Source organism: Enterococcus sp. AZ128, assembly GCF_051714485.1.
In the GTDB taxonomy this organism is placed as follows: domain Bacteria; phylum Bacillota; class Bacilli; order Lactobacillales; family Enterococcaceae; genus Enterococcus_A.
The window spans coordinates 649,953-670,094 of record NZ_JBIORZ010000001.1 but is presented as its reverse complement, the minus strand read 5'-3'; the positions used below and the strand labels follow the sequence as shown (position 1 = coordinate 670,094).

The following is a 20,142-nucleotide window of genomic DNA, read 5'->3' as shown; positions in this document are numbered from 1 at the left end:
AAACAGATCATAGACTTCTCTTTTTCATCGATGAAAATAATTATCTGGCACTTATAGTAACAGAAAAATCGTCATCTGACTAGTCACGAGAGAAAAATCTTTATGCTTTGGGAATAAATAAATCTCCTAACGTCGCGGCCATCACCGCCTTGATTGTATGCATACGATTTTCGGCTTGTTGAAATTGCAACGCCTGATCACTACGGAAGACTTCATCTGTAACTTCCATTTCAGCCAACCCGTATTTTTCTTTGATCTCTTCAGCTACTTCTGTTTCTAGATCATGAAAAGCCGGCAGACAATGTAAAAAAATCGTCTCAGCTTTTTTAGTTTTTGTCATCAATTCCTGATTCACTTGATAGGGCAGCAATAAGTTAATCCGCTCCTCAAAGGCATCTTCTTCACCCATTGAAACCCAGACATCCGTATAAACAATATCCGCTTTAGCAACACCTTGATCAATATCATCTGTAACAACTATTTTTGACTGTGAAGCTTCAGCATATTTTTCAGCCATAGCAATCAAGTCTTGTTCAGGATAAAGTTCTTCCGGCGTAACGATGGAAATATTTACACCTAAAATCGCACTGGTGATTAATAGTGAATTCGCCACGTTGTTACGACCGTCGCCGACATAAGCTAAAGTCAAATCTTCTAATTTTCCGAAGTGTTCTTTGATAGTTAAAAAATCCGCCAACATTTGTGTTGGGTGCCATTCATCAGTCAACCCATTCCAGACTGGTACGCCTGAGTGTTCTGCCAGTGCTTCAACTGCTGTTTGAGAAAAACCTCTATATTCAATTCCGTCAAACATACTGCCAAGAACTTTTGCTGTATCTTCCACAGACTCCTTTTTTCCTAATTGGATATCATTTTTTCCTAAGTATTCAGGATGGGCACCAAGATCAATCGTTGCTGTAGTGAATGCAGCACGTGTACGAGTGGACGTTTTTTCAAACAATAAAGCAATATTTTTACCCGATAAATATTTATGCGAAATATTCTGCTGCTTTAACTCTTTTAAATGTGCTGCAAAGTCAATTAAATAAAGTAACTCTTCTTTAGTGAAATCTATTTCTTTTAAAAAACTTTTTCCTTGAAAGATATTCGTCATTTCAAACCCTCCATTTTTGAATATTAATTCTTTTTTTATGCAATTAATTCATTTTTATTCATAATAACTTAATGGACGAGAAGTATCAACCTCATTTAGGAATTATTTTGAAAATCACTCCTCCTTAAATACTGGAACTCATTGATTTTTATTCTTAAGTTTAAAAGAACGGAAATTATGTCAGTTCATTTTAAACAGACGACTGCTTGGCTGAAAGAAAATATCATTGGGCATTTTATTGCAATACAGTATTCACTCAATCATTTAATATTCTAATGCTGTTAATGCAAAATAAAAAGGCAGCTAATTTTTAGCTGCCTGGTTAATTAATTCTTTTTTAATTTTCGAACACGCAAAGTAATTAAATATTTAAGATCCTCAAAATTTTTCCTGGAGGTAATATCTACGACAAACCAAAATCCTCCCATAACAGGTTTATTTTCCATATATGTCTTTTGGATTTGTTCAGACATTGAGGAGATAGTAGCTGATAGGTCTTCTTCAAAAAGCTCAGACACAACAACCATCATTCTTACACAATCTTCTCGAAAGTAAATTGTACCAAGGTTACCGCCATACTTTTTAGCCTTTAAATTCCACCCGCCAAATGCTCCTTTTTCCTTTGAGTACTCAATTGAGAATTTGGGGTGATAATTTTCCGTCAAAAAATCAAACAATTTTTCAAAATAGGTTCCTGCAGCAAATTCTTTCATATCCTCTAACGTTGGCTGTTCATCTATCGAAAATTTCTCTTGCCAATTTTGATCCATCTAAACGCCTCCTCCAACTCATAATAACAAAGTGTTAGATGTGTTGAAAAGCTAAACTTGGATTAGCATTTAAGCTCATGTTGGCGAAATGATGTTTTTGTAGTTCTACATGAGCTGCAGCTCCAATCATTGCTGCATTGTCTCCACATAAGCGTAACGGTGGTACGATTAGTTGAACTTGAGGCAATTCCTTTTCGATTACTTTGGTCATTCTTTTACGTAACCCTCGATTGGCTGCTACTCCGCCAGCTATAATCAATTGTTTAACCGGATAAGTTTTACAAGCCCTGATCGTTTTTGAAACTAATACATCAATAATACTCGCTTGAAAACTTGCGGCTAAATCCTTCTTATTTAATTCTTCTCCGCGCTGTTCCGCATTATGAGTTAGATTAATAAAAGCACTCTTCAAACCGCTAAAACTAAAATCAAAATTATCTTCCTTAATCATTGCCCGAGGAAAATTATAAGTATCTTCACCTTGATGAGCCAACTCATCAATTTCTTTTCCACTCGGATAACTTAGTCCCAGCACACGTCCAACTTTATCATACGCTTCACCTGCAGCATCATCCCTAGTTTCACCGATAATCTCGAAGGAGCCATCTTCACTCATATAGACTAATTCAGTATGTCCTCCGCTCACTAACAGAGCCATCAATGGAAACGTCAAGGGCTCAACTAAGCGTGCTGCATAAATATGCCCCGCCATATGATTGATTGGTAACAATGGTAAGGCATTCGCCCAGGCAAACGCCTTAGCTGCACTTAAGCCAATCAATAATGCTCCTACGAGACCGGGGCCATGAGTTACTGCCACTGCTCGAAGATCTTTAGCAGTTACGTTAGCTTCAAGTAGCGCCTCTTCGATACAAATTGTAATTTGTTCAACATGATGGCGACTAGCGACTTCTGGTACAACGCCACCGAACCGCATATGACTTTTAATCTGCGAGGCAACAATATTAGATAGAATTATATGACCATTTTCTATGACCGCGACGCTTGTTTCGTCGCAACTGCTCTCAATTGCTAAAATAAGTTCTGGTTCATTCATTTGTATTTCCTACTTTCAAAGACATCAACACAGCATCCTCTTGAGGGTGCTGATAATAATTTTTTCGTATTCCAATTTCTAGAAAGCCGAACTTTTCATAAAAAAGACGCGCCTCTCGATTCGAAGCACGCACCTCTAAAAAAACATTAGCGATATTCTGTGTTTCAGCATGCCCAATCAAGCTATTCATTAGTCTTCTGCCATGACCTTGGCCTTTTATCTTGACTGCAATATTAGTAATTTCTATTTCATCACAAACTTGATGAAATCCTAAAAAAGCAATAATTTCTTTTTCTTCAAAGAAATAGTGACTGTGAGCTTGGCTCATATCGCTGGCAAATTGGTCAGCGGTCCACGGAGAATCATAAGCATATGCTGCCTGGCTGATTTCCCAGAATTTTCTTGCTAAGTCTTCCAATTTAACTCACATCCAAACGTTTAATCATATCTAAAGCATCCTCATTGTTCTCAGTGTAATAGTTTTTGCGAATATTTCGCGCAGAGAACCCTAGCCTACGATATAACCGTTGAGCATCCGTATTACTGAGCCGGACTTCCAATGAGAGTGTTTCACAATCGTTCATTATAGCGAATTTTTCTACTTCGTCAATCAACAAATTGCCGATCCCATGATTCTGAAAAACAGTTCCTACCGCAATATTAGTAATATGCGTGTCGTTACCGATTAAGCGACTGCCGATAAAACCAGCAATTTCCTCTTTTTTAGTTACAATACAAATATATAAGTGTGGAATCGGAGAATGGATCTCTGAGAGAAAAGCGCTTTTCGTCCAAGGCGTTTCCCCAAAGTAAACGTCACGTTCCAATGCAATCAGTTCTTTAATATCTTGGTCTACAATTTTTCTTAATAGATATTCTTCATCACTTAAATTTACATACTTGGCGTTAAAAGGATATTGTTTCCCATACAAAATCGTCTTTACTAATCCGCTAAATTTTTTCAACATAGTTATCGTCCTCTGGTTGATGCGTTTCCAGCCATTTCTCTTCAGCCTCTACCCGTTTTAAATAAGCTGGTACCAATCCATGAACATTTTCAATTGGGGTTGCCAGAAATCCTAATTTACCTAAAACTATCCCATTAGGTAAATTAAACTCATCTGCCGCTGATACATCCGCAATTAATTGAGCTGACTCGATTTGCTCTTTGAATTTGCTTGTCTCGCCAATAAACAATACAGGTTCTTCGATTTGAGCCAATAAATCAGTCAGCGCAATGTGCTGATCCGCCAAAACAGTTACTAACTGCTGATTTTCCCAACGATATACTCCTGCATATACATTATTCCTACGCGCATCCATCAAGGGAACTATCAACTTATCTGTACGAGCATTCCCAGCAATTACTGCCAAACTAGAGACCGCCGCCAATTCAATGTTCAATGTCTCCGCCAATGTTTTCGCGGTCGTTATCGCGATGCGGATACCCGTATAAGAGCCTGGACCCTTTGCTACGACGATCCGATCCAAATCCGCTGGTTTCAATCCGCTGGCCTCCATTACAGATTCAACTGCCGGCATCAATGTTAGGCTATGATTCATTTTTCGATTCAACTGAAAATGAGCCAGCACAGTATCGTTTTCTAAGACAGCTACCGCTAATGTCTGATTAGATGTATCCATCGCTAATAATTTCATAAACGTTCATTTCCTCGCATTTAAGATAGCAATATTTTAACACAAACTATATTTGCTTTCCTACTAACTGTCCAAGAATTTCAACTTTCCCTAATTATCGGTATAAAAAGAGCAGCGAATCTCGCTGCTCCAGGTTATTTTGTAGATTCTCGTTGAAGCAGTTTTGTTCCCAACATTATTTTTCTCGGAACAGGTGAAAACTCCTTGGCTAAATCTAAAATCGTTGAGACAGCTAGTTCACCCATCCATTCAGTTTCAACTTTGACTGTTGTCAAAGCGGGTGATACGTACTTCGCTACACTTACATCGTTGAATCCAATAACCGAAATATCTTCTGGAACTCGTAGACCAGTAGCTTGAATCGCCTGCATTGCTCCCACAGCTAATGCGTCACTTGAAGCAAAAAAAGCATTTGGTAAATCCTGTGTACTAGACAAAAATTCCATCATCGCGATTTTCCCAGCTTCCATTGAAAAAGCCGCAGTCAACGTGAACTCCGGGCGATACAGGTTAATTTGTTGCATTTTGCGTTTAAAAGCTATTAATCGCGGATCTTCAATAGGTTGCAAATTATGCTTAGTTTTTTCTTCACCTGAAAGAATTCCGATTTTTTGATGTCCATGTTGGATGAAATAGTCGATTACAAGATCCACACTTTGGTCAAAATCGACAACCAAAGAATTCAGTCCCATATTCATTCCATCAAAATCGACAAAAAGTAAATTTTCATCAATTTGTTTTAGCTGCCGAATTTGCTCCGCGTCAAACTTCCCTAAAGCAATGGTTCCGCTGACCTGGGTATCTGATAGCTCATTCAACGTTTCGCGGCGAATTTGGACATTCAACTCCTCTGCTTTTTTTTCGATTCCTAAACGGATTGATAAATAGTAAAGATCGGCTAATTCCTCAGCCTCATCATACCATTGAACCAGACGGATCACTGCTTTGCCAATCTTGTTGGCGCGTTTATGCTTAGTATAGTTTAGCTCTTCTGCCACTTCAAAAATGCGCTGCTTTGTTTCTTGAGCGACCGATAACTCTTGATCGTAATTCAACACACGGGAAACCGTTGCAGGTGAAACACCTGCTCGTTTTGCAATATCTCGAATAGTTGCCATCGCTACCCCTTTCTACAAAGTCTTAATGAAACGTGTAAACCCTTCTTGTCCCTCAACATCACGTTTGAAGACACCGGCGTCTTCCAATACACGGGCAAAAACAGCTCCTACTTCTTTTTGAAGAACCTGTGTCACATTTTCATGTGTGATTTGATTATCAGCTTTCACTTGATCTGCCCATTTCACATGATAGTCAGCAATAGTACTCTCTTCACTCAATACGTATTTCTCGACTTCCTTTAGTTCTTTTTCCAAACGTGGGGGTAAAACAGCCAGACCCATGACTTCTATCAAACCAATATTTTCTTTTTTGATATGCTGTACATCAGGATGTGGATGAAAAATTCCATCAGGAAATTCTTCTGAGACATTGTTATCACGTAGAACTAGATCCAACTCAAAAAGGGCATCTTTTCGACGAGCGATTGGCGTGATGGTATGATGTGACGTGCCATCCTCTGTTTGAGCAATAATTTGCAGTTCTTTATCTGAATAAGATTGCCATTTTTTAAAGATCATGTTTGACGCTTCAATTAAATCTTTTTGATTTTTTCCTTGTAGACGAATAACTGATAGCGGCCATTTTACAACTCCAGCTTTAATAGCAGGATAATCTTTTAAATCAAAAGTTCTTTCCATTTCGGCGACGGCCATCGGAAATGTATGTCGACCTCCTTGATAATGATCGTGCGAAAGGATTGAACCTCCAACAATTGGCAAATCTGCATTCGAACCAACAAAATAGTGCGGCAAAACTTCTGTGATCTTCAAAAGTCGCTGGAAGGTTGCTTTTGTGATTTTCATCGGACGATGCTCTTCCGATAAAATAATGCAATGTTCATTATAGTAAGCGTAGGGAGAATACTGGAATCCCCAGCTTTCTCCATCAAGGTTCATCCGAATAATTCGATGATTGGTTCGCGCAGGGTAGTTTAATCGACCTTTGTATCCTTCATTTTCCATACATAGCATACATTCAGGATAATCGACTTTTACTACTTGTCGTTCTGCTGCAATTTGCTTCGGATCTTTTTCCGGTTTTGATAGATTAATCGTAATCTCTAAATCACCATATTCAGTTTCAGCCGGAAAAATAATATTGCGTGCAATTTCTCGGGTTTTGATATAATCGTTCTCTTTACTTAGTTTAAAGAAATAATTTGTTGCCTGAACAGGATCTTTTGAGTAGTATTGGGCAAAATAAGCATTAACTACTGACGGCGGAGGTGTCATAAGGTCCATCAACTGGGCTTCTAACATATCCTTTTCTGCTTGTAGATCAGTAATTACTTTATTCTTTTCCGCTTGAAGCAACAGATATTCAACCAAATCTACTGCGCTTTCAGTCACTCCTCGAATTTCAGCTTTTGTTAATGAATCTTCACCGATTATGGCAATGATGCGGTTTTCTAAATATAAACGATCCATCTCCATCCAACCGCCAGATTGAATAGCTAACGTAATAAAATCTCTAATCACTTGACTGATTGACACGCCATTTCCTCCTAGTCCTCATATCCATGTGGATGACTCACATGCCAATTCCACGCTGTTTCAATAATTGCTTTGATATCTGTATATTCAGGTTTCCAGCCTAATGCTTTCTTGACTTTTTCACTTGAAGCGACTAATCGGCTTGGGTCACCGGCACGACGAGGTCCTATTTCTGCCGAGATTTCTTTTCCGGTCACTTCACGAGCGGCATTAAGCATTTCTGTCACTGAGTAACCGTTATTTGAGCCTAGATTAAAGTAATTGCTCGGGTTACCTGCCTTCAAGTATTCTAATGCGAGGATATGCGCAGCAGCTAAATCTTCTACTTGTACGTAATCACGAATACATGTGCCATCTGGTGTATCATAATCATCACCGAAAATGGTCAAATGATCTCTTTGTCCTAAAGCAACTTGTAAAATAATCGGTACTAAATGCGTCTCAGGATCATGATCCTCCCCGATACTTGCATCTGCTTTTGCCCCAGCAACATTAAAATAACGTAAAGCTACATATCGCATACCATAAGCGTTATCGCACCATTTCATCATTTTTTCCATCATTAACTTGCTCTCACCATATGGATTAGTCGGATTAGTTGCAACTTCTTCTGTAATCGGTGAAATCCCTGGTTCCCCATAAGTTGCGGCTGTCGAAGAAAAGACTATATTTTTTACACCAAACTCTTCCATAACCTCTAACAAACTTTCCATACCAACTACATTATTATTGAAATATTTTAAAGGTTTTGCTACCGACTCTCCAACCAATGAACTAGCCGCAAAATGCACTACACCTTCAATTGTTTCTTTTGTGAAGACCTCAGTCATGAAGACTTTGTCACGGCAATCGCCCTCATAAAACTTTGCATTCGGATGAACTGCCTTACGATGGCCAGTTAATAAATTATCCACCACAACTACCTCATAATTTTGAGAAATTAATTTATCTACTGTATGAGAACCGATGTATCCCGCGCCGCCTAGAACTAAAATTGCCATTTAATCTACTCCTAACATTCACATTTTATTTAGTAAACAAATTATAATTTGTTTACTAAATAAATGCAAGCCTTTTTCCCATTCGTTAAACTTTTCATTTTTAAGGTTTTGCTTCATAATGAGTACATAAGGAAATAAATGTTATACAGCTCGCATTTGGGATAAGATATCTATTTCTTATGGCTGAGAAAGGAGTGTTGAAACGATGCGTAAATTTACTTCAGGATTCGTTACTGGTACCTTAACTGCTGCGGCAATAGTTGCAGGTGTAGTGATGGGTGTGAAAAAGAAAGTCATCGATCCGATTGAAGAAAAAGAATCAAAAATCGATGAAAATCGTAAAAAAGCTCGTAGAAAAAGAATCGCACGATAAAAAAGAAAGCCGCACGGCTTTCTTTTTTATCTATAGATAGTGCTGACGATTTGATTCGCTAAATAAAAGACACGATCTTCGCTCTTTGGACGTGGCGAAGCAGCATTCAACCAATCTAACCCCTCTAATGGAATCCCATAACAGTAGATATGTTGTAAAACAATCCCATTATGATCTACAACTTGATGAGACTTGCGGGTCACATGAATAGCTCCTGTTTGATATTCCTTGCCTTCAACTATTATGCTGTGTGGTGCTAGATATCCTTTTTGCCGCATTCGGATTAACAAAGGATTTTCGGTGTGCTCAAGATTCGTTTCAGGCAAACGTGCTTCAATTAAATTTTTTCCAATAAAAGAATGATTTGGGCTTTTTTTACTATAAGCTAAAAACGTTCCATTAGTTTTTTCAATTACCATATCTGGTGCTAAAAATTTGATAATTCCCGCTTCAAACAATGCCAACAATTGCTTTTGTCGAATCACTGGTGCTCCGATCGTCAAAAAACTATAATTCCGATTAAACGTTCCAAAAAAATCCTCAACATATTCTCTTGGTGTAAATCTTTCATGATCCAGCATAAAATTAAACGGTTCTTGCAATTCTTTGTACGTATCAATAGCTGCAGCAATTGCACCCGTTTTATTACCTAACTCAGCTTCAACAATATCTTTTCTTAAGTATTTTTGAATAAATTCTGGAAATTCTTTTGAAGAGATTTCTTTTGCTGGATCAAAAAGTACTGACCAATCTAAACGATTTTCAATAGGAATTTGATAATTACATAAGGCTTCTTCTCGCTCACCAATCCGATAATCTTGTAGAAAACTATCTAAATCTATCGCTGCATTCGTTAACTTTATTTGATAGAATGCTAATTCAGCTTCTTTTTTTAATAAATCAAATAGATCATCTGCACTGCCTTTGAACTGTTGCATAAATTCTTCCGTCAATATTCGGGGCTTGGCGTCTTCTCCAGGTATATTTTGATTATTAGGTCGGGCATGGTAAGGCAGTCCTCTTCCGGAACCAACAATTAAAAGCTGTTCTTTTCCAGAGGGTTCATAAACTAAACAGTTGTTTATCTCCGTAAATTCCCCACCCCAACGAGCAATGAATAATGCGATATAATCAAAAAAACTTAATCCCAATCCGCGAATTAGCACTGTATCTCCCTCAATTAAATGATTCAGACGTGCATTAGAAGGGTTCCCAGGGCCTTGATAAAAAAGATTGTACTTTTCAGCATATTTTTGATTTTCCGCTTCAGTCTCAGTAAGATAGTTTGCAGAATGGCCCGTAGCCAAAACTACATCACTTACTTGATAGTTCTTTGAAGTTTGAATCAAACTGCCGTCTTCTGTCACAGTCAAATCAACAACTTCTTCTTTAATCAAATCAACGGTGACATTTTTTGGTAAATTTTTTAATAGCTCATCGAAAAACCATGTCTGATAAACGCCATAATAGCGTCTTTGACAATAGTCGTCTCTGCCTAATTTAGTCTCTGATAAAAAAACTTCTCTAAGATCTAGTGAAGATAAGTACCTGGCGGCCTCTAATTGATTCCATTCGGCTAAATTCGGTCCTTCATCTTGAGAGAACAACGTAACATGCTGCATAACCGTATTCATTATGAATTGATCACTTTGATTTCTGCGCCAAATACTACCACCTGGGCCATCAGGATCAAAAAGCAATAACTCAATTTTTTCAGTTGCGGGTGCTTGTTTAATAAGACGATTCAATGCAATCAACCCGAATGGTCCAGCTCCAATAATCGCGATTCTTTTCATACTCATTCCCCATTTTTTGATAGTATCATCTCTTTAAGAGTAGAGAATAATCGAGGAATACGCAATTAAAAAAAGCCTCCGATGATTATTTCATCAGAAGCTCAAAAAACTATTTGAGAACCCAGCGTTCAAAAGCTTCTTTTACACCGTCTTCTAAGTTTGTAGCCACAGTGTAGTCAGCAGCAGCTTTGACCGTCTCACTGGCATTGCCCATTGCTACACCAGTTCCAGCAAATTCAATCATCGAAAGATCATTTTCCGCATCACCAATCGCCATAACCTCAGATTGTTGAATGCCTAAATGTTCACTTAACTCTTGCAAAGCTAAGCCCTTACTTGCATTAGAATTTAATACTTCTAGGAAAAACGGTGTGCTGCGAACAATCGTATATTTTTCAAAATACTCAGCTGGAATTTTCTTAAAGGCTTCATTTAAAATTTCTGGATCATCAATCATCATCATCTTAACAGCCAATACATTCTCAGCAATTTCTTCTGGTGTACGATAGTGGAGCGGCATGTTGACTAAATAAGATTCCAAAATTGTATAAGGACTAATGTCGCGATTAGCTGTATACATCGCTTTTTTATCGGCAACATGCAAATGAACATCTAATAATCGAGCCAAATGATCGATCTCCAAATAATTTTCCCTTGTTAAGCTATGTTCCGCTACAATATCCCAAGTTTTCGTGTTCAAAACTAACGCACCATTATAAGTGATGATATAATCATCCTCATTGCCTAAACCAAGTATTTCTAATTGTGACTTAGTCCCTGATAACGGACGACCTGTTGATAGAACCACATACACGCCCGCCTTACGAGCTTCCTTAATACAATCTACGACTGGTTGATTGATCTCATGATGATCATTTAACAATGTTCCATCTAAATCAATGGCAACTAATTTAATACTCATAAAATTCTCCTAGTTCTTTTATATATATTTTTTAGAGAAAGCTAGTCCATTCTTTTCTCTATCAACCAAAACTTTCAGACATGGATAATAATCCAATTTTTACTACCGTAACTTTATTGCAATCTACAAAAAGCAACAGTTATTATAATAAAGGTATTTCAATTTTTCGTCAATTTTTTACCTATCAGATTCTCTTCTTAAATGAACAAGAAACATAAACAGTATCTAACATCGTTTGATTCCTATTCTTTCATTAAACCTATAAAATAAAATCGGCCAGACAACTATCCAGCCGATAATACTTAATCATTTTTTTTCTGTTTGACTTTTCCAGTCCATTCTTGCATACCGCCTTTGAGAATATACAGATCAGTATACCCTTTTTTACGGAGCAAGTTTGCTGCACGTGCACTAACTGCTTTATTTTGATCATAAATATAGACTGGTTGATCTTTTCGCAAAGAACTATATGTTTCTTTCAACATACTGAATGGGAAACTGCGAGCCCCTAAAATGTGTTTCGCATTGAATTCATCACGTTCGCGAACATCAATGATCTGTGCTTTACGCATCCCCGCTTGAAATTCTTCTTGAGTAATGATTTTTGCAGAACGTCGCATCATGATCCGAACAACCAACTCATACAGACCAAACAGAACGATCACTGAAATTAGTACGATATTAATTTTCCACCAAATTGACATAACCTGATTCCTCTCTAATCCTTAATCTATTTAGCCAACGAAGCAGCGCCGATTACACCTGCTTCATTTCCTAACTCAGCTAGCTTAATTTTTGTACTTTCCCGTACTTGCGGGAAGGTAAACTCTTTAAAATACTTTTCAATGCGACTACGCAGAAACTCGCCAGCCGCTGATACACCGCCACCTATAACAATTGTTGATGGATTCAATGTATTGCCGAGATTCCCACAAGCCAGTCCTAAATAGAAGGTTACTTTATCGACAACCATCAGAGCTAGATCATCGCCTTCAGCTTCTGCTAATTCAAAAACATCTTTACTTGTGATGTCTTCTCCGTTATCCAAACGTGCCTTCAATTTTGATCCGCCAGCATATTCTTCAGCTAATTTACGAGCTACTCGTACAACACCAGTAGCACTAGCCACTGTTTCTAAACAGCCGCGTTTTCCGCATGTACATTCGAAACCTGTTGGATCAACAGTCACATGTCCAATTTCGCCGGCGCACCCCGCTATTCCATGAAGTAATTGACCATTCATAACGATTCCGCCGCCAACACCAGTCCCTAAAGTCATAAAGACTACATCTGGTTCGTTGTCACCGGCACCCTTCCAGCGTTCGCCTAAAGCAGCAACGTTTGCGTCATTGTCGATACTAAATTTGATCTTCGTTCCTTTTTCGATCTCTGACTTGACCTGTTGCAACGTTGTCCAGTTCAAGTTGTAGGCGCCAATTACTGTTCCAGCCTCAATATCTACACTACCAGGAGTTCCCATGCCGATTCCGATAAATTGTTCGGGCTTCATATCATACAAAGACAAATGATGATTGATTGAATCAATGATGTCTGGCACAATATGTGAACCATCATCTAAAATATTTGTCTCAATACTCCACTTTTGCTGAATTTCACCTGCTTCGGTCAAAATAGCAAATTTCACGGTTGTCCCGCCTAAGTCAATACCTAATAATTTTTTATCCACTCTAGTCACCTTCTCGACTTTCTTCAATGTGATGTTCTCGTTTTAAAATGCCCCAACCTTGCAGATAAGTATCACGATCGATCACGCGACTCTCATACAAATTTTTCAATTCAATCTGCATCAACTCGATATCGTATATCCGTTTTCCAACGTAGACATAGATGCCGAATTGCTTCAATAACTGCTGTACATCATATAAACTTTCCATCAAACCACATCCCTAGTATTATACAGAAAAATTTTTCTTTTTTATAGCCCAATTTTTATTTCCTCGTTTATTTTTTAGAAAAGGTATTTAGTCCACTCCATATTTTATAGTATTGTTCCAACAGTCGCAAATTGAACAGCATTATTCCTCTAGCAATGCAACTAACTTCAGTACTGTCTTCCAGTTTCGTGCAGTTAATCCATCAGATAGTTTGTTTAATTGAGAAATCAATTTTGAAAAACGAATACTTTTCTCTGTAAGATAAAAAATGGTTTTCGATCTCACAACCGCTCTCTCTCCTATAAGTGAAAGTTCTTGATTTTCTATCTCTTGCTCAGAAAAGTAAGCGTAAAGATGTGCGATTTTCGGATCTTTTTTTTCTGCTTCGACTATCTCAGCGGCAGTAAATGGCAGATTGTCTATCATTTCCAGCATTTCTGATTTGGTTCGGTAAATAATCTGTACTGAAAAACCAAATTTTTCAGTAAAAGCATCATTCACTGCCAAAGAAAATTCGTTTATTTCTTTGTCACTTGTAAACAAAATATTTCCACTTTGGATATAACTGCGGACATCTTCAAAATCAAATTCAATAAAAAGTTCTCTTAACTCTTTCATTTTGACGATATTTTTCCCGCCAACATTGATTCCTCGAAATAAAGCTAGATACCTCATCGTTTTCTCCTCCCTCATAAAAAAAGCGGACAAATTGTCCGCGATTTATTGATACATGCTAAATTTTCTTAAACCAAAAATGATAAAAATCACAACCGCAAAGATAAAGAATAAAACCGCAGTGACTCTAGCACGAGTAGAAAAGCGGTCCTGTGAATAAGGAACTGCTAAGGCCCAACCAGACAAAGCACCACCGATAATACCACCTAGATGCCCCCATATATCAATTGTTGAATCAAACATTCCAAAAGCTAGATTCATCAAAATGAACAATGCGAATTGTCGAGTCAACGCTTGAACTGCTCTATTATCACGATAATGGAGACCAACTACTAAAAAGGCTCCAAATAATCCAAAGATCGCCGTACTAGCCCCACCAGATAAAGTAGTTGGCTGGTTAAAAGCAAAGCTTGCAAAATTTCCCATCACTCCACTCAATAAATAAATGAGTGCAAAACGCCAATGTCCAAAAATTGCTTCACACTGTTGTCCCATATAATAAAGGACAACACCATTCAAAGCAAAATGCATTAAACCAAAATGAATGAACATCGGTGTAATAAATCGCCAATATTGATGCTGCCATACAACTGCTGGTGAAAACATACCTAATTGATTTTCGATCGATAATCCCGGTAATAAATATTGCATCAAAAAAACAATCGTATTGATAGCAAAAATTGTATACATTACATAAGGTTTATCTTTTTTCATATATCCACCTCTCTCATCTTTTAAATTCTCTTGTTGTTCTACTCGATAGAGCAGTCATTATCTACGATAGAAATAATTGCTGAATCGGTTGATCAAACCTTTCCGTTTGCCAATCTTCCATTAATTGTTCTGCAAAAACAAAACTGCATGTTTTTCCATTATAATTCGCTAAATAACGATCATAATAACCACCGCCAAAACCGATACGATAACCTGCTCTATTAAATACTAGTCCAGGAACAACTAATAAGTCCAGTTCATTCGGTCTAGCTGTATTCTCGATCGCCGGCTCTTCAACACCAAATTTCGTCTTATAAAAATCTGTACTTGAATCAATCCAATGAAAAACCATTTCACCTCTGGGTAATGATTTCGGAACAGCTATCTTTTTATCCATCTCAAATGCTCGTTGAATCACTTGAGCAGTTGGAAATTCAAACTGAGTAGCCATTGTCACACCAATACTGGTCGAATTTTCCCAAATTTTACTTTCAAAAAAATTCCCAAGGATAAGTTCAACCTGATTTTGCCGATTTTCACTATCAGCCATTTTCTGTAAACGAGTGATTGCAAGTTGTCTAAGCTTTTGTTTCTCCATTCATTCACCTTCTTATCTAGAAATACTAACAAAATCGAAACAAAATAAAAAGGGGATTACTCCCCTTTAACAAAATCACTAGAAATATGTCGAGCAATAGCCAATCCAGCAATTGCGTTAATGTGTAAATGATCGCCACTATCAAACTTCGCTTTTAAAGCCCCTTCTTCCCCAACGAACGCAGAAAAATCCCATAGATTATCATATTTTTCTGCTAACCAAGCATTTATTGTCTTCCGCACTTTTTCCTTTGCTTCATCCATCCCAGGATACCCTAAACATGGAGTCAACGTGCATAGCTGATAAGCAACTTTGTGTCTTTCGCACAATTGAGTCAGTCTTTTAATTTCTGTTTGAAATTTTTCCAATGTGAGTTCACCATTAATTAAGTCATTTATTCCGATAAATAATATAACTTTGCTGACATTGTTATGACTGGCAAAGCACCCCTGCAAACGTTGCAGACTATTATATCCATAAAAAAGATTCTGCGATCCATTTTCCGGTACATCACTAGTCGATTTCAACAAACAACTGCCATTGATCCCTTGATTGACCAAGTAAAGATTTTGTTTACGTAATTTTCTTTGCAGTGGCGCCGTCCAAGTCGCTCCTTCAGTTAAAGAATCACCAAACGCGATAACACAATGACCTATAGTTTCTGCCTCGATTGCTATTAAGCCAGAACAAAAATCGGATACTTGTGCCGCTGCTAAAAAATCTGCATCATTAGTAGAAAAACCACTTTCCATAGGTGATGACTGATAAGTAAGCGTCCATTTTTTTGCTTCTTGATCAATTATAATAGGTGGCGTTTTAACAATTTCACCTGGAATTACAGAAAAATCAGGAATCGTGTGGCAATTGTCATTTGTCTTGAAAGATAGATTCTGAATTGATTGCTCTTGAATTCCGTATTCATTCGCAAAAACCAGACGAATCTTTTCAACAGGAACAATTTGTCGAATTGTTAGTTGAATTTCTCCTTTTGAATCAGTATGATGAACAATCCCCCGTTGGGCATGACTCCATATCGTAGTCCATTTCATCAAGGTCCCTCCTAACCCTCAATTACTTTTTTTCAGCAACTGTAAAATAAAGTATGGTGCTCCAATTAGTGAAACAATAATTCCCGCTGCCATTTCACCACTAGGTAAAATAATTCGGGCCAGAATATCACTAAATAACAATAACACCCCGCCAATCAGAGCAGACATTACTAAAGTTTGATTATTTTTTCTTCCCGTCAATTGACGAGCAATATGCGGGGCGATTAAGCCGATAAAGCTGATGCTTCCGGCAATCGAAACACTCACTGCCGCTAAACAAACTGCACAGACCAAGAAGAATAGCTGCGTCCGCTTCAACTTTACTCCTAATCCAACAGCTACCTCATCTCCTAATTCCAATACTTCCAGTGAACGTCCTCGGAGTAAAATCAAGGGTAACAAAACGATGACCCACGGCAGTAACAAGAAAACATGCTGCCAAGTTGTTCCCCAAATCGTACCAGCAAGCCACGCTGTGACAAATTGATAATTATCTTTAGACACTCGGATGGTTCCAATCAACGTCAATGCAGAAATACCAGCGTTGACAGCGACACCCGCTAACAGTAACCGATTCGGCGTAATTCGTTCAGATTGACGGCCAAAATAATAAACCAGCCCTGTTGCAATAAAACTACCTCCACAAGCGATCAACGGTAAATACCAACTACTTTCACCAGTGGCAAAAAAACCTAAATAAATCAGGACTGTCAGCCCTGCCCCTGCGTTGATTCCTAAAATTCCTGGATCAGCCAAATCGTTATGTGTGATTGTTTGAAACAAGTAGCCAGATATCGCTAACCCCATTCCTGCTACTATCGAAACTAGTAAACGAGGAAAACGAAAATCAAAAACAATCAATTGCTGACTAGTCGTAGCGGTTCCCTGAAAAACGTGCAGCAGATCATTTAAATTCAAAGGAATTGTGCCTACTGTTAGACTTAGTATCCCCCCTGTAATCAGTAAGAGAAACAAACTAAGCCAACCTATTCTCTTCTTCATAAGCTTCCCTTCCTAATTTGTAAAAGTAAAAACGGAACACCAATGAGCGTAATTATTACTCCCGTTGGTGTTTCTAAAGGTGGCGCCACTAAGCGCGATACTACATCAGCAACAACAAAAAACAAGGCCCCAAAAATTCCGGAAGCCGGAATCACATAGCGATAGTCATGTCCAACAAAAAAACTAACTATATGGGGAACCATTAATCCAATAAAACTGATAGCTCCAACTAGAGCTACAGAGCTTCCAGCTAATAATAAGACAATCAGCATACTTAACCGACGGATCCGGTTAGGTTTTTTCCCTAATGAAATTGCTGTATCATCTCCTAAACTCAGCAAAGTGATTTGCGGGCTGATCAGGAATGCTCCCAAAACCCCCAATAAGATCAATGGAGAAATCGTTTGTAGTTGCGCCCATGAAAGATTTGCTGTTCCGCCGACAAACCAAAATGTCATATCTTGATTCAAATCAAATAGCAAGCTGATACTTTGACTGATTGCCGCAAAAAATGAGCTTAGTGCCGCTCCTAATAAAACAATTCTTATTGGTGATAGACCAAAAGAAACCTTGCTCGAAACCAAATAGATCAATACTATTGATACTGATGCTCCAAGAAACGAACCAACTATTCCCACAGTTGGCGAAGGATTGCCACTGATTGCAAAAACAATAGCCAAACCTAGCCCTGCCCCAGAGTTTATCCCTAATAAACCTGAATCAGCAATTGGATTAGATGTGATCCCTTGTATCAAGGCACCAGATATAGCAAATGCCGCTCCGACTAAAACGGCTCCTATCATTCTTGGTAAACGTAAATAACGAATCAATTGTTCTCCTTGATTCGCAGGATCAAAGTGGAACAAGGCCTGAGAAACATCTGTCCATTTACTAGTAACCGCTCCATATCTTAGAGATAAGAACATCGCTGCTATAAGTAATATGAAAACAACTGAAAAAAAATAGTTTCGCTTAGTCATTTCTCAGTGCTCCTTTACTAAGTCATAAGCAATAACTAATGGCTTATCACTATTAGGCAATGTAGCAAAGGTCGCTTGGATATCAAAAAGATTTAATAATTTATCCGCTGTGAATATTTCTTTGGGTGTTCCTTGAAAAACTAATTCGCCGTTTTTCATCCCTAATAAATAATCAGAAAAACGAGATGCATGATTTAAATCATGGATCGTCATTAGTATGGTTTTCCCATGTCGATTGATTTCCTGCAGTAACTCCAAGATTTCCAATTGATGCGCTGGATCTAAAAAGGTAATCGGTTCGTCCAAAATTAAAATGTCTGTATCTTGTGCTAATGCCATCGCTATCCAAACACGCTGTTGTTGACCTCCAGATAAGGTTATCAATGTGCGCTTTTTCAATGTTTCCAAGTTTGTGGCTTCTAATGCCCAACCGATTAATCGATGATCTTCTTCTTTCAAACCTGAAAAGCCTTTCTGATAGGGAAAGCGTCCATATGCAACAATTTCTTCAACCGTCAAACCACTTATCAGACTGCTTGTTTGAGACAACGAAGCAATTTTTTTCGCAACAGCTTTGGTCTCCAATCGCTGTACGTTTTCACCATCAATAAAAACTTCTCCTTTAGCCGGTTCAAGAATCCGAGCTAAAGCTTTCAGAAAAGTTGACTTTCCGCTGCCATTCGGACCAATCAAACTAGTAATCTGTCCTTTGGGAATTTCCACTGTGATATCATTCACAACTATTTTTTTATCGTATCCGATTGAAAGATCAGTCGTATTTAATTTTGTCATAGATCTTCCTCATTTCTCTGATAATCGTTCTCAATTATGCCCTTCTTTTCAATCATCGTCAACCGTCAAATAAAGAAAAATCACGGTTGACACACTTTGTGCTTTCGGTAATAATATCAATTGAGAATATTTCTCAATTAAACTTGAAGGAGTTTTTTTATGTTCAAAAAAATAATTTTAGGAACCGCCTCTCTTTTGGCACTATTCAGCTTAGCTGCATGTGGTCAAAGCAATGAGAGTAAAGATACAAAAAATGATGTTCGTACTTTGACCGACGCTCAAGATCACAAGGTTGAAATTCCAAATAAACCTAAACGAATCATCGCCTCTTATTTAGAAGATTATTTAGTCGCTTTAGATGAAAAGCCTGTTGCACAATGGACAGTTGGAGAAGGTAAAATCCAAAATTATTTACAAGACCAACTGAAAGATATTCCAACTATCAATTATGACTTACCTTATGAAGATGTTCTGAAATTCGAACCCGACTTATTGCTAATCGGCTCAAATGGCTCTCTTGAGGGCGGAAAATACAAAGAATATTCTAAGATCGCTCCGACTTATGTAGTAAAAAATGGCGATAATGTTACTTGGCGCGATCAATTAGAAGATATCGGAAAAGTTTTAGATAAAGAGGATAAAGCCAAAGAGGTAGAAAAGGACTATGATCAATTAGTCAATCAGACTAAAAAAGATATGAAAGAAAAGATCGAAGGCAAATCAGCAGTCGTTTTATGGGTAACAAATAATTCTGCGTTTATGGTGGCAGACAATCGTTCAAGTGGTCAACTGCTTTATCAAGAGCTGGGATTTGAAGTTCCACAATTGACGAAAGACATCAGTAAAAAGGCAACTGCGGACTTCTCTCAGGTTTCGTTGGAAAGTTTGTCTCAATTGGATGCGAATTATATTTTTCTAGTTAACAGTGATTCTGGTGCAGCGATGTTTAAGGATCCTTTATGGAGCAATATCCCAGCAGTAAAAAACAATCACTTATACGAATTTGACGGAAATTCAAGCTGGTTATACAATGGGCCAATCGCCTATACCAAAATGGTAGAAAGCATTCGAGATGTTTTAAAATAAAAAATGCCAATCTGATCGAGACTATTTCTAAGTAAAGAAATATCTCG

At 37.9% G+C, this 20,142-nt stretch carries 23 protein-coding genes; 2 read left to right on the top strand and 21 right to left on the bottom strand.

Going from position 1 to position 20,142, the window contains the following annotated elements; genetic code table 11:
• Positions 1-100: 100 nt before the first annotated feature.
• The 9 genes from argF to galE form a co-directional block, all read right to left on the bottom strand.
• Positions 101-1,114: an ornithine carbamoyltransferase gene (gene argF / locus IGI38_RS03150; protein WP_438726564.1), complete on the bottom strand. Its 1,014-nt coding sequence runs from the start codon at positions 1,112-1,114 to the stop codon at positions 101-103.
• 326 nt (positions 1,115-1,440) lie between these two features.
• Positions 1,441-1,884, bottom strand: a complete 444-nt coding sequence (locus IGI38_RS03145; protein ID WP_438726561.1) for a DUF3788 family protein — start codon at positions 1,882-1,884, stop codon at positions 1,441-1,443.
• A 34-nt stretch (positions 1,885-1,918) separates the two neighbouring features.
• Positions 1,919-2,941, bottom strand: a complete 1,023-nt coding sequence (gene tsaD, locus IGI38_RS03140; protein WP_438726558.1) for a tRNA (adenosine(37)-N6)-threonylcarbamoyltransferase complex transferase subunit TsaD — start codon at positions 2,939-2,941, stop codon at positions 1,919-1,921.
• Positions 2,934-3,359, bottom strand: a complete 426-nt coding sequence (rimI, locus tag IGI38_RS03135; protein WP_438726556.1) for a ribosomal protein S18-alanine N-acetyltransferase — start codon at positions 3,357-3,359, stop codon at positions 2,934-2,936. Before rimI (IGI38_RS03135) ends, tsaD begins: the two co-directional genes overlap by 8 nt.
• Position 3,360: 1 nt before the next feature.
• Positions 3,361-3,909 (bottom strand): ribosomal protein S18-alanine N-acetyltransferase, encoded by a 549-nt coding sequence (gene rimI / locus IGI38_RS03130; RefSeq protein ID WP_438726553.1) that lies wholly within the window; start codon positions 3,907-3,909, stop codon positions 3,361-3,363.
• A complete protein-coding gene (gene tsaB, locus IGI38_RS03125) occupies positions 3,893-4,600 on the bottom strand; it encodes a tRNA (adenosine(37)-N6)-threonylcarbamoyltransferase complex dimerization subunit type 1 TsaB (RefSeq protein ID WP_438726551.1) in 708 nt (235 codons plus the stop codon). The genes rimI (IGI38_RS03130) and tsaB overlap by 17 nt, the downstream gene beginning before the upstream one ends.
• A 134-nt stretch (positions 4,601-4,734) precedes the next feature.
• On the bottom strand, positions 4,735-5,718 hold the full coding sequence (locus IGI38_RS03120; RefSeq protein ID WP_438726549.1) for a LacI family DNA-binding transcriptional regulator: 984 nt from the start codon (positions 5,716-5,718) through the stop codon (positions 4,735-4,737).
• 12 nt (positions 5,719-5,730) lie between these two features.
• Complete coding sequence (gene galT / locus IGI38_RS03115; protein WP_438726547.1) at positions 5,731-7,212, bottom strand: UDP-glucose--hexose-1-phosphate uridylyltransferase; 1,482 nt, start codon at positions 7,210-7,212, stop codon at positions 5,731-5,733.
• Between the two features lie 11 nt (positions 7,213-7,223).
• Entirely contained in the window at positions 7,224-8,213 is a 990-nt protein-coding gene (galE, locus tag IGI38_RS03110; protein WP_438726545.1) for a UDP-glucose 4-epimerase GalE, read from the bottom strand.
• Positions 8,214-8,418: 205 nt separating this feature from the next.
• On the opposite strand from galE, the gene IGI38_RS03105 reads away from it, so the two are divergent.
• Positions 8,419-8,586 (top strand): DUF3042 family protein, encoded by a 168-nt coding sequence (locus IGI38_RS03105; RefSeq protein WP_438726542.1) that lies wholly within the window; start codon positions 8,419-8,421, stop codon positions 8,584-8,586.
• A 26-nt stretch (positions 8,587-8,612) separates the two neighbouring features.
• Here the strand turns inward: IGI38_RS03105 and IGI38_RS03100 are convergent, their stop codons facing one another.
• The 12 genes from IGI38_RS03100 to IGI38_RS03045 all read right to left on the bottom strand — a co-directional run bounded on the left by IGI38_RS03100 (position 8,613) and on the right by IGI38_RS03045 (position 19,009).
• Positions 8,613-10,388 carry an FAD/NAD(P)-binding protein gene (locus IGI38_RS03100; RefSeq protein ID WP_438726540.1) on the bottom strand — a complete coding sequence of 592 codons (1,776 nt, stop codon included), beginning with the start codon at positions 10,386-10,388 and terminating at the stop codon, positions 8,613-8,615.
• Positions 10,389-10,491: 103 nt separating this feature from the next.
• Positions 10,492-11,304, bottom strand: a complete 813-nt coding sequence (gene yidA / locus IGI38_RS03095) for a sugar-phosphatase (protein WP_438726537.1) — start codon at positions 11,302-11,304, stop codon at positions 10,492-10,494.
• A gap of 302 nt (positions 11,305-11,606) precedes the next feature.
• Entirely contained in the window at positions 11,607-12,008 is a 402-nt protein-coding gene (locus IGI38_RS03090; RefSeq protein WP_438726535.1) for a rhodanese-like domain-containing protein, read from the bottom strand.
• Positions 12,009-12,034: 26 nt separating this feature from the next.
• A complete protein-coding gene (locus IGI38_RS03085) occupies positions 12,035-12,991 on the bottom strand; it encodes an ROK family glucokinase (RefSeq protein ID WP_438726532.1) in 957 nt (318 codons plus the stop codon).
• A 1-nt stretch (position 12,992) separates the two neighbouring features.
• Entirely contained in the window at positions 12,993-13,199 is a 207-nt protein-coding gene (locus tag IGI38_RS03080) for a YqgQ family protein (RefSeq protein ID WP_010746043.1), read from the bottom strand.
• A 141-nt stretch (positions 13,200-13,340) separates the two neighbouring features.
• Positions 13,341-13,874, bottom strand: a complete 534-nt coding sequence (locus IGI38_RS03075; RefSeq protein ID WP_438726530.1) for a DUF1697 domain-containing protein — start codon at positions 13,872-13,874, stop codon at positions 13,341-13,343.
• A 45-nt stretch (positions 13,875-13,919) separates the two neighbouring features.
• Entirely contained in the window at positions 13,920-14,588 is a 669-nt protein-coding gene (locus IGI38_RS03070) for a rhomboid family intramembrane serine protease (protein ID WP_438726527.1), read from the bottom strand.
• A 61-nt stretch (positions 14,589-14,649) separates the two neighbouring features.
• Positions 14,650-15,186, bottom strand: coding sequence for a 5-formyltetrahydrofolate cyclo-ligase (locus IGI38_RS03065; protein ID WP_438726524.1), 537 nt, complete (start codon positions 15,184-15,186; stop codon positions 14,650-14,652).
• A gap of 56 nt (positions 15,187-15,242) precedes the next feature.
• Positions 15,243-16,235, bottom strand: a complete 993-nt coding sequence (locus tag IGI38_RS03060) for a GDSL-type esterase/lipase family protein (protein WP_438726522.1) — start codon at positions 16,233-16,235, stop codon at positions 15,243-15,245.
• Between the two features lie 18 nt (positions 16,236-16,253).
• The gene (locus tag IGI38_RS03055; protein WP_438726519.1) at positions 16,254-17,237 is read right to left on the bottom strand and encodes a FecCD family ABC transporter permease; all 984 of its coding nucleotides are present in this window, start codon (positions 17,235-17,237) and stop codon (positions 16,254-16,256) included.
• Positions 17,234-18,217: a FecCD family ABC transporter permease gene (locus IGI38_RS03050; RefSeq protein ID WP_438726517.1), complete on the bottom strand. Its 984-nt coding sequence runs from the start codon at positions 18,215-18,217 to the stop codon at positions 17,234-17,236. Before IGI38_RS03050 ends, IGI38_RS03055 begins: the two co-directional genes overlap by 4 nt.
• Before the next feature lie 3 nt (positions 18,218-18,220).
• The gene (locus IGI38_RS03045) at positions 18,221-19,009 is read right to left on the bottom strand and encodes an ABC transporter ATP-binding protein (protein WP_438726514.1); all 789 of its coding nucleotides are present in this window, start codon (positions 19,007-19,009) and stop codon (positions 18,221-18,223) included.
• A gap of 159 nt (positions 19,010-19,168) precedes the next feature.
• On the opposite strand from IGI38_RS03045, the gene IGI38_RS03040 reads away from it, so the two are divergent.
• Complete coding sequence (locus IGI38_RS03040; protein ID WP_438726511.1) at positions 19,169-20,095, top strand: ABC transporter substrate-binding protein; 927 nt, start codon at positions 19,169-19,171, stop codon at positions 20,093-20,095.
• Positions 20,096-20,142 lie beyond the last annotated feature (47 nt).

Bases quoted from the DNA above. Each gene is read 5' to 3' on its own strand.
- IGI38_RS03090 (WP_438726535.1), bottom strand. From the start codon at position 12,008: ATGTCAATTTGGTGGAAAATTAATATCGTACTAATTTCAGTGATCGTT.
- galE (WP_438726545.1), bottom strand. From the start codon at position 8,213: ATGGCAATTTTAGTTCTAGGCGGCGCGGGATACATCGGTTCTCATACA.
- IGI38_RS03065 (WP_438726524.1), bottom strand. From the start codon at position 15,186: ATGGAGAAACAAAAGCTTAGACAACTTGCAATCACTCGTTTACAGAAA.
- IGI38_RS03100 (WP_438726540.1), bottom strand. From the start codon at position 10,388: ATGAGTATGAAAAGAATCGCGATTATTGGAGCTGGACCATTCGGGTTG.
- IGI38_RS03105 (WP_438726542.1), top strand. From the start codon at position 8,419: ATGCGTAAATTTACTTCAGGATTCGTTACTGGTACCTTAACTGCTGCG.
- IGI38_RS03075 (WP_438726530.1), bottom strand. From the start codon at position 13,874: ATGAGGTATCTAGCTTTATTTCGAGGAATCAATGTTGGCGGGAAAAAT.
- argF (WP_438726564.1), bottom strand. From the start codon at position 1,114: ATGACGAATATCTTTCAAGGAAAAAGTTTTTTAAAAGAAATAGATTTC.
- rimI (WP_438726553.1), bottom strand. From the start codon at position 3,909: ATGTTGAAAAAATTTAGCGGATTAGTAAAGACGATTTTGTATGGGAAA.
- IGI38_RS03120 (WP_438726549.1), bottom strand. From the start codon at position 5,718: ATGGCAACTATTCGAGATATTGCAAAACGAGCAGGTGTTTCACCTGCA.
- IGI38_RS03055 (WP_438726519.1), bottom strand. From the start codon at position 17,237: ATGAAGAAGAGAATAGGTTGGCTTAGTTTGTTTCTCTTACTGATTACA.
- IGI38_RS03060 (WP_438726522.1), bottom strand. From the start codon at position 16,235: ATGAAATGGACTACGATATGGAGTCATGCCCAACGGGGGATTGTTCAT.
- yidA (WP_438726537.1), bottom strand. From the start codon at position 11,304: ATGAGTATTAAATTAGTTGCCATTGATTTAGATGGAACATTGTTAAAT.
- IGI38_RS03045 (WP_438726514.1), bottom strand. From the start codon at position 19,009: ATGACAAAATTAAATACGACTGATCTTTCAATCGGATACGATAAAAAA.
- IGI38_RS03080 (WP_010746043.1), bottom strand. From the start codon at position 13,199: ATGGAAAGTTTATATGATGTACAGCAGTTATTGAAGCAATTCGGCATC.
- IGI38_RS03070 (WP_438726527.1), bottom strand. From the start codon at position 14,588: ATGAAAAAAGATAAACCTTATGTAATGTATACAATTTTTGCTATCAAT.
- IGI38_RS03145 (WP_438726561.1), bottom strand. From the start codon at position 1,884: ATGGATCAAAATTGGCAAGAGAAATTTTCGATAGATGAACAGCCAACG.
- IGI38_RS03040 (WP_438726511.1), top strand. From the start codon at position 19,169: ATGTTCAAAAAAATAATTTTAGGAACCGCCTCTCTTTTGGCACTATTC.
- tsaB (WP_438726551.1), bottom strand. From the start codon at position 4,600: ATGAAATTATTAGCGATGGATACATCTAATCAGACATTAGCGGTAGCT.
- tsaD (WP_438726558.1), bottom strand. From the start codon at position 2,941: ATGAATGAACCAGAACTTATTTTAGCAATTGAGAGCAGTTGCGACGAA.
- IGI38_RS03050 (WP_438726517.1), bottom strand. From the start codon at position 18,217: ATGACTAAGCGAAACTATTTTTTTTCAGTTGTTTTCATATTACTTATA.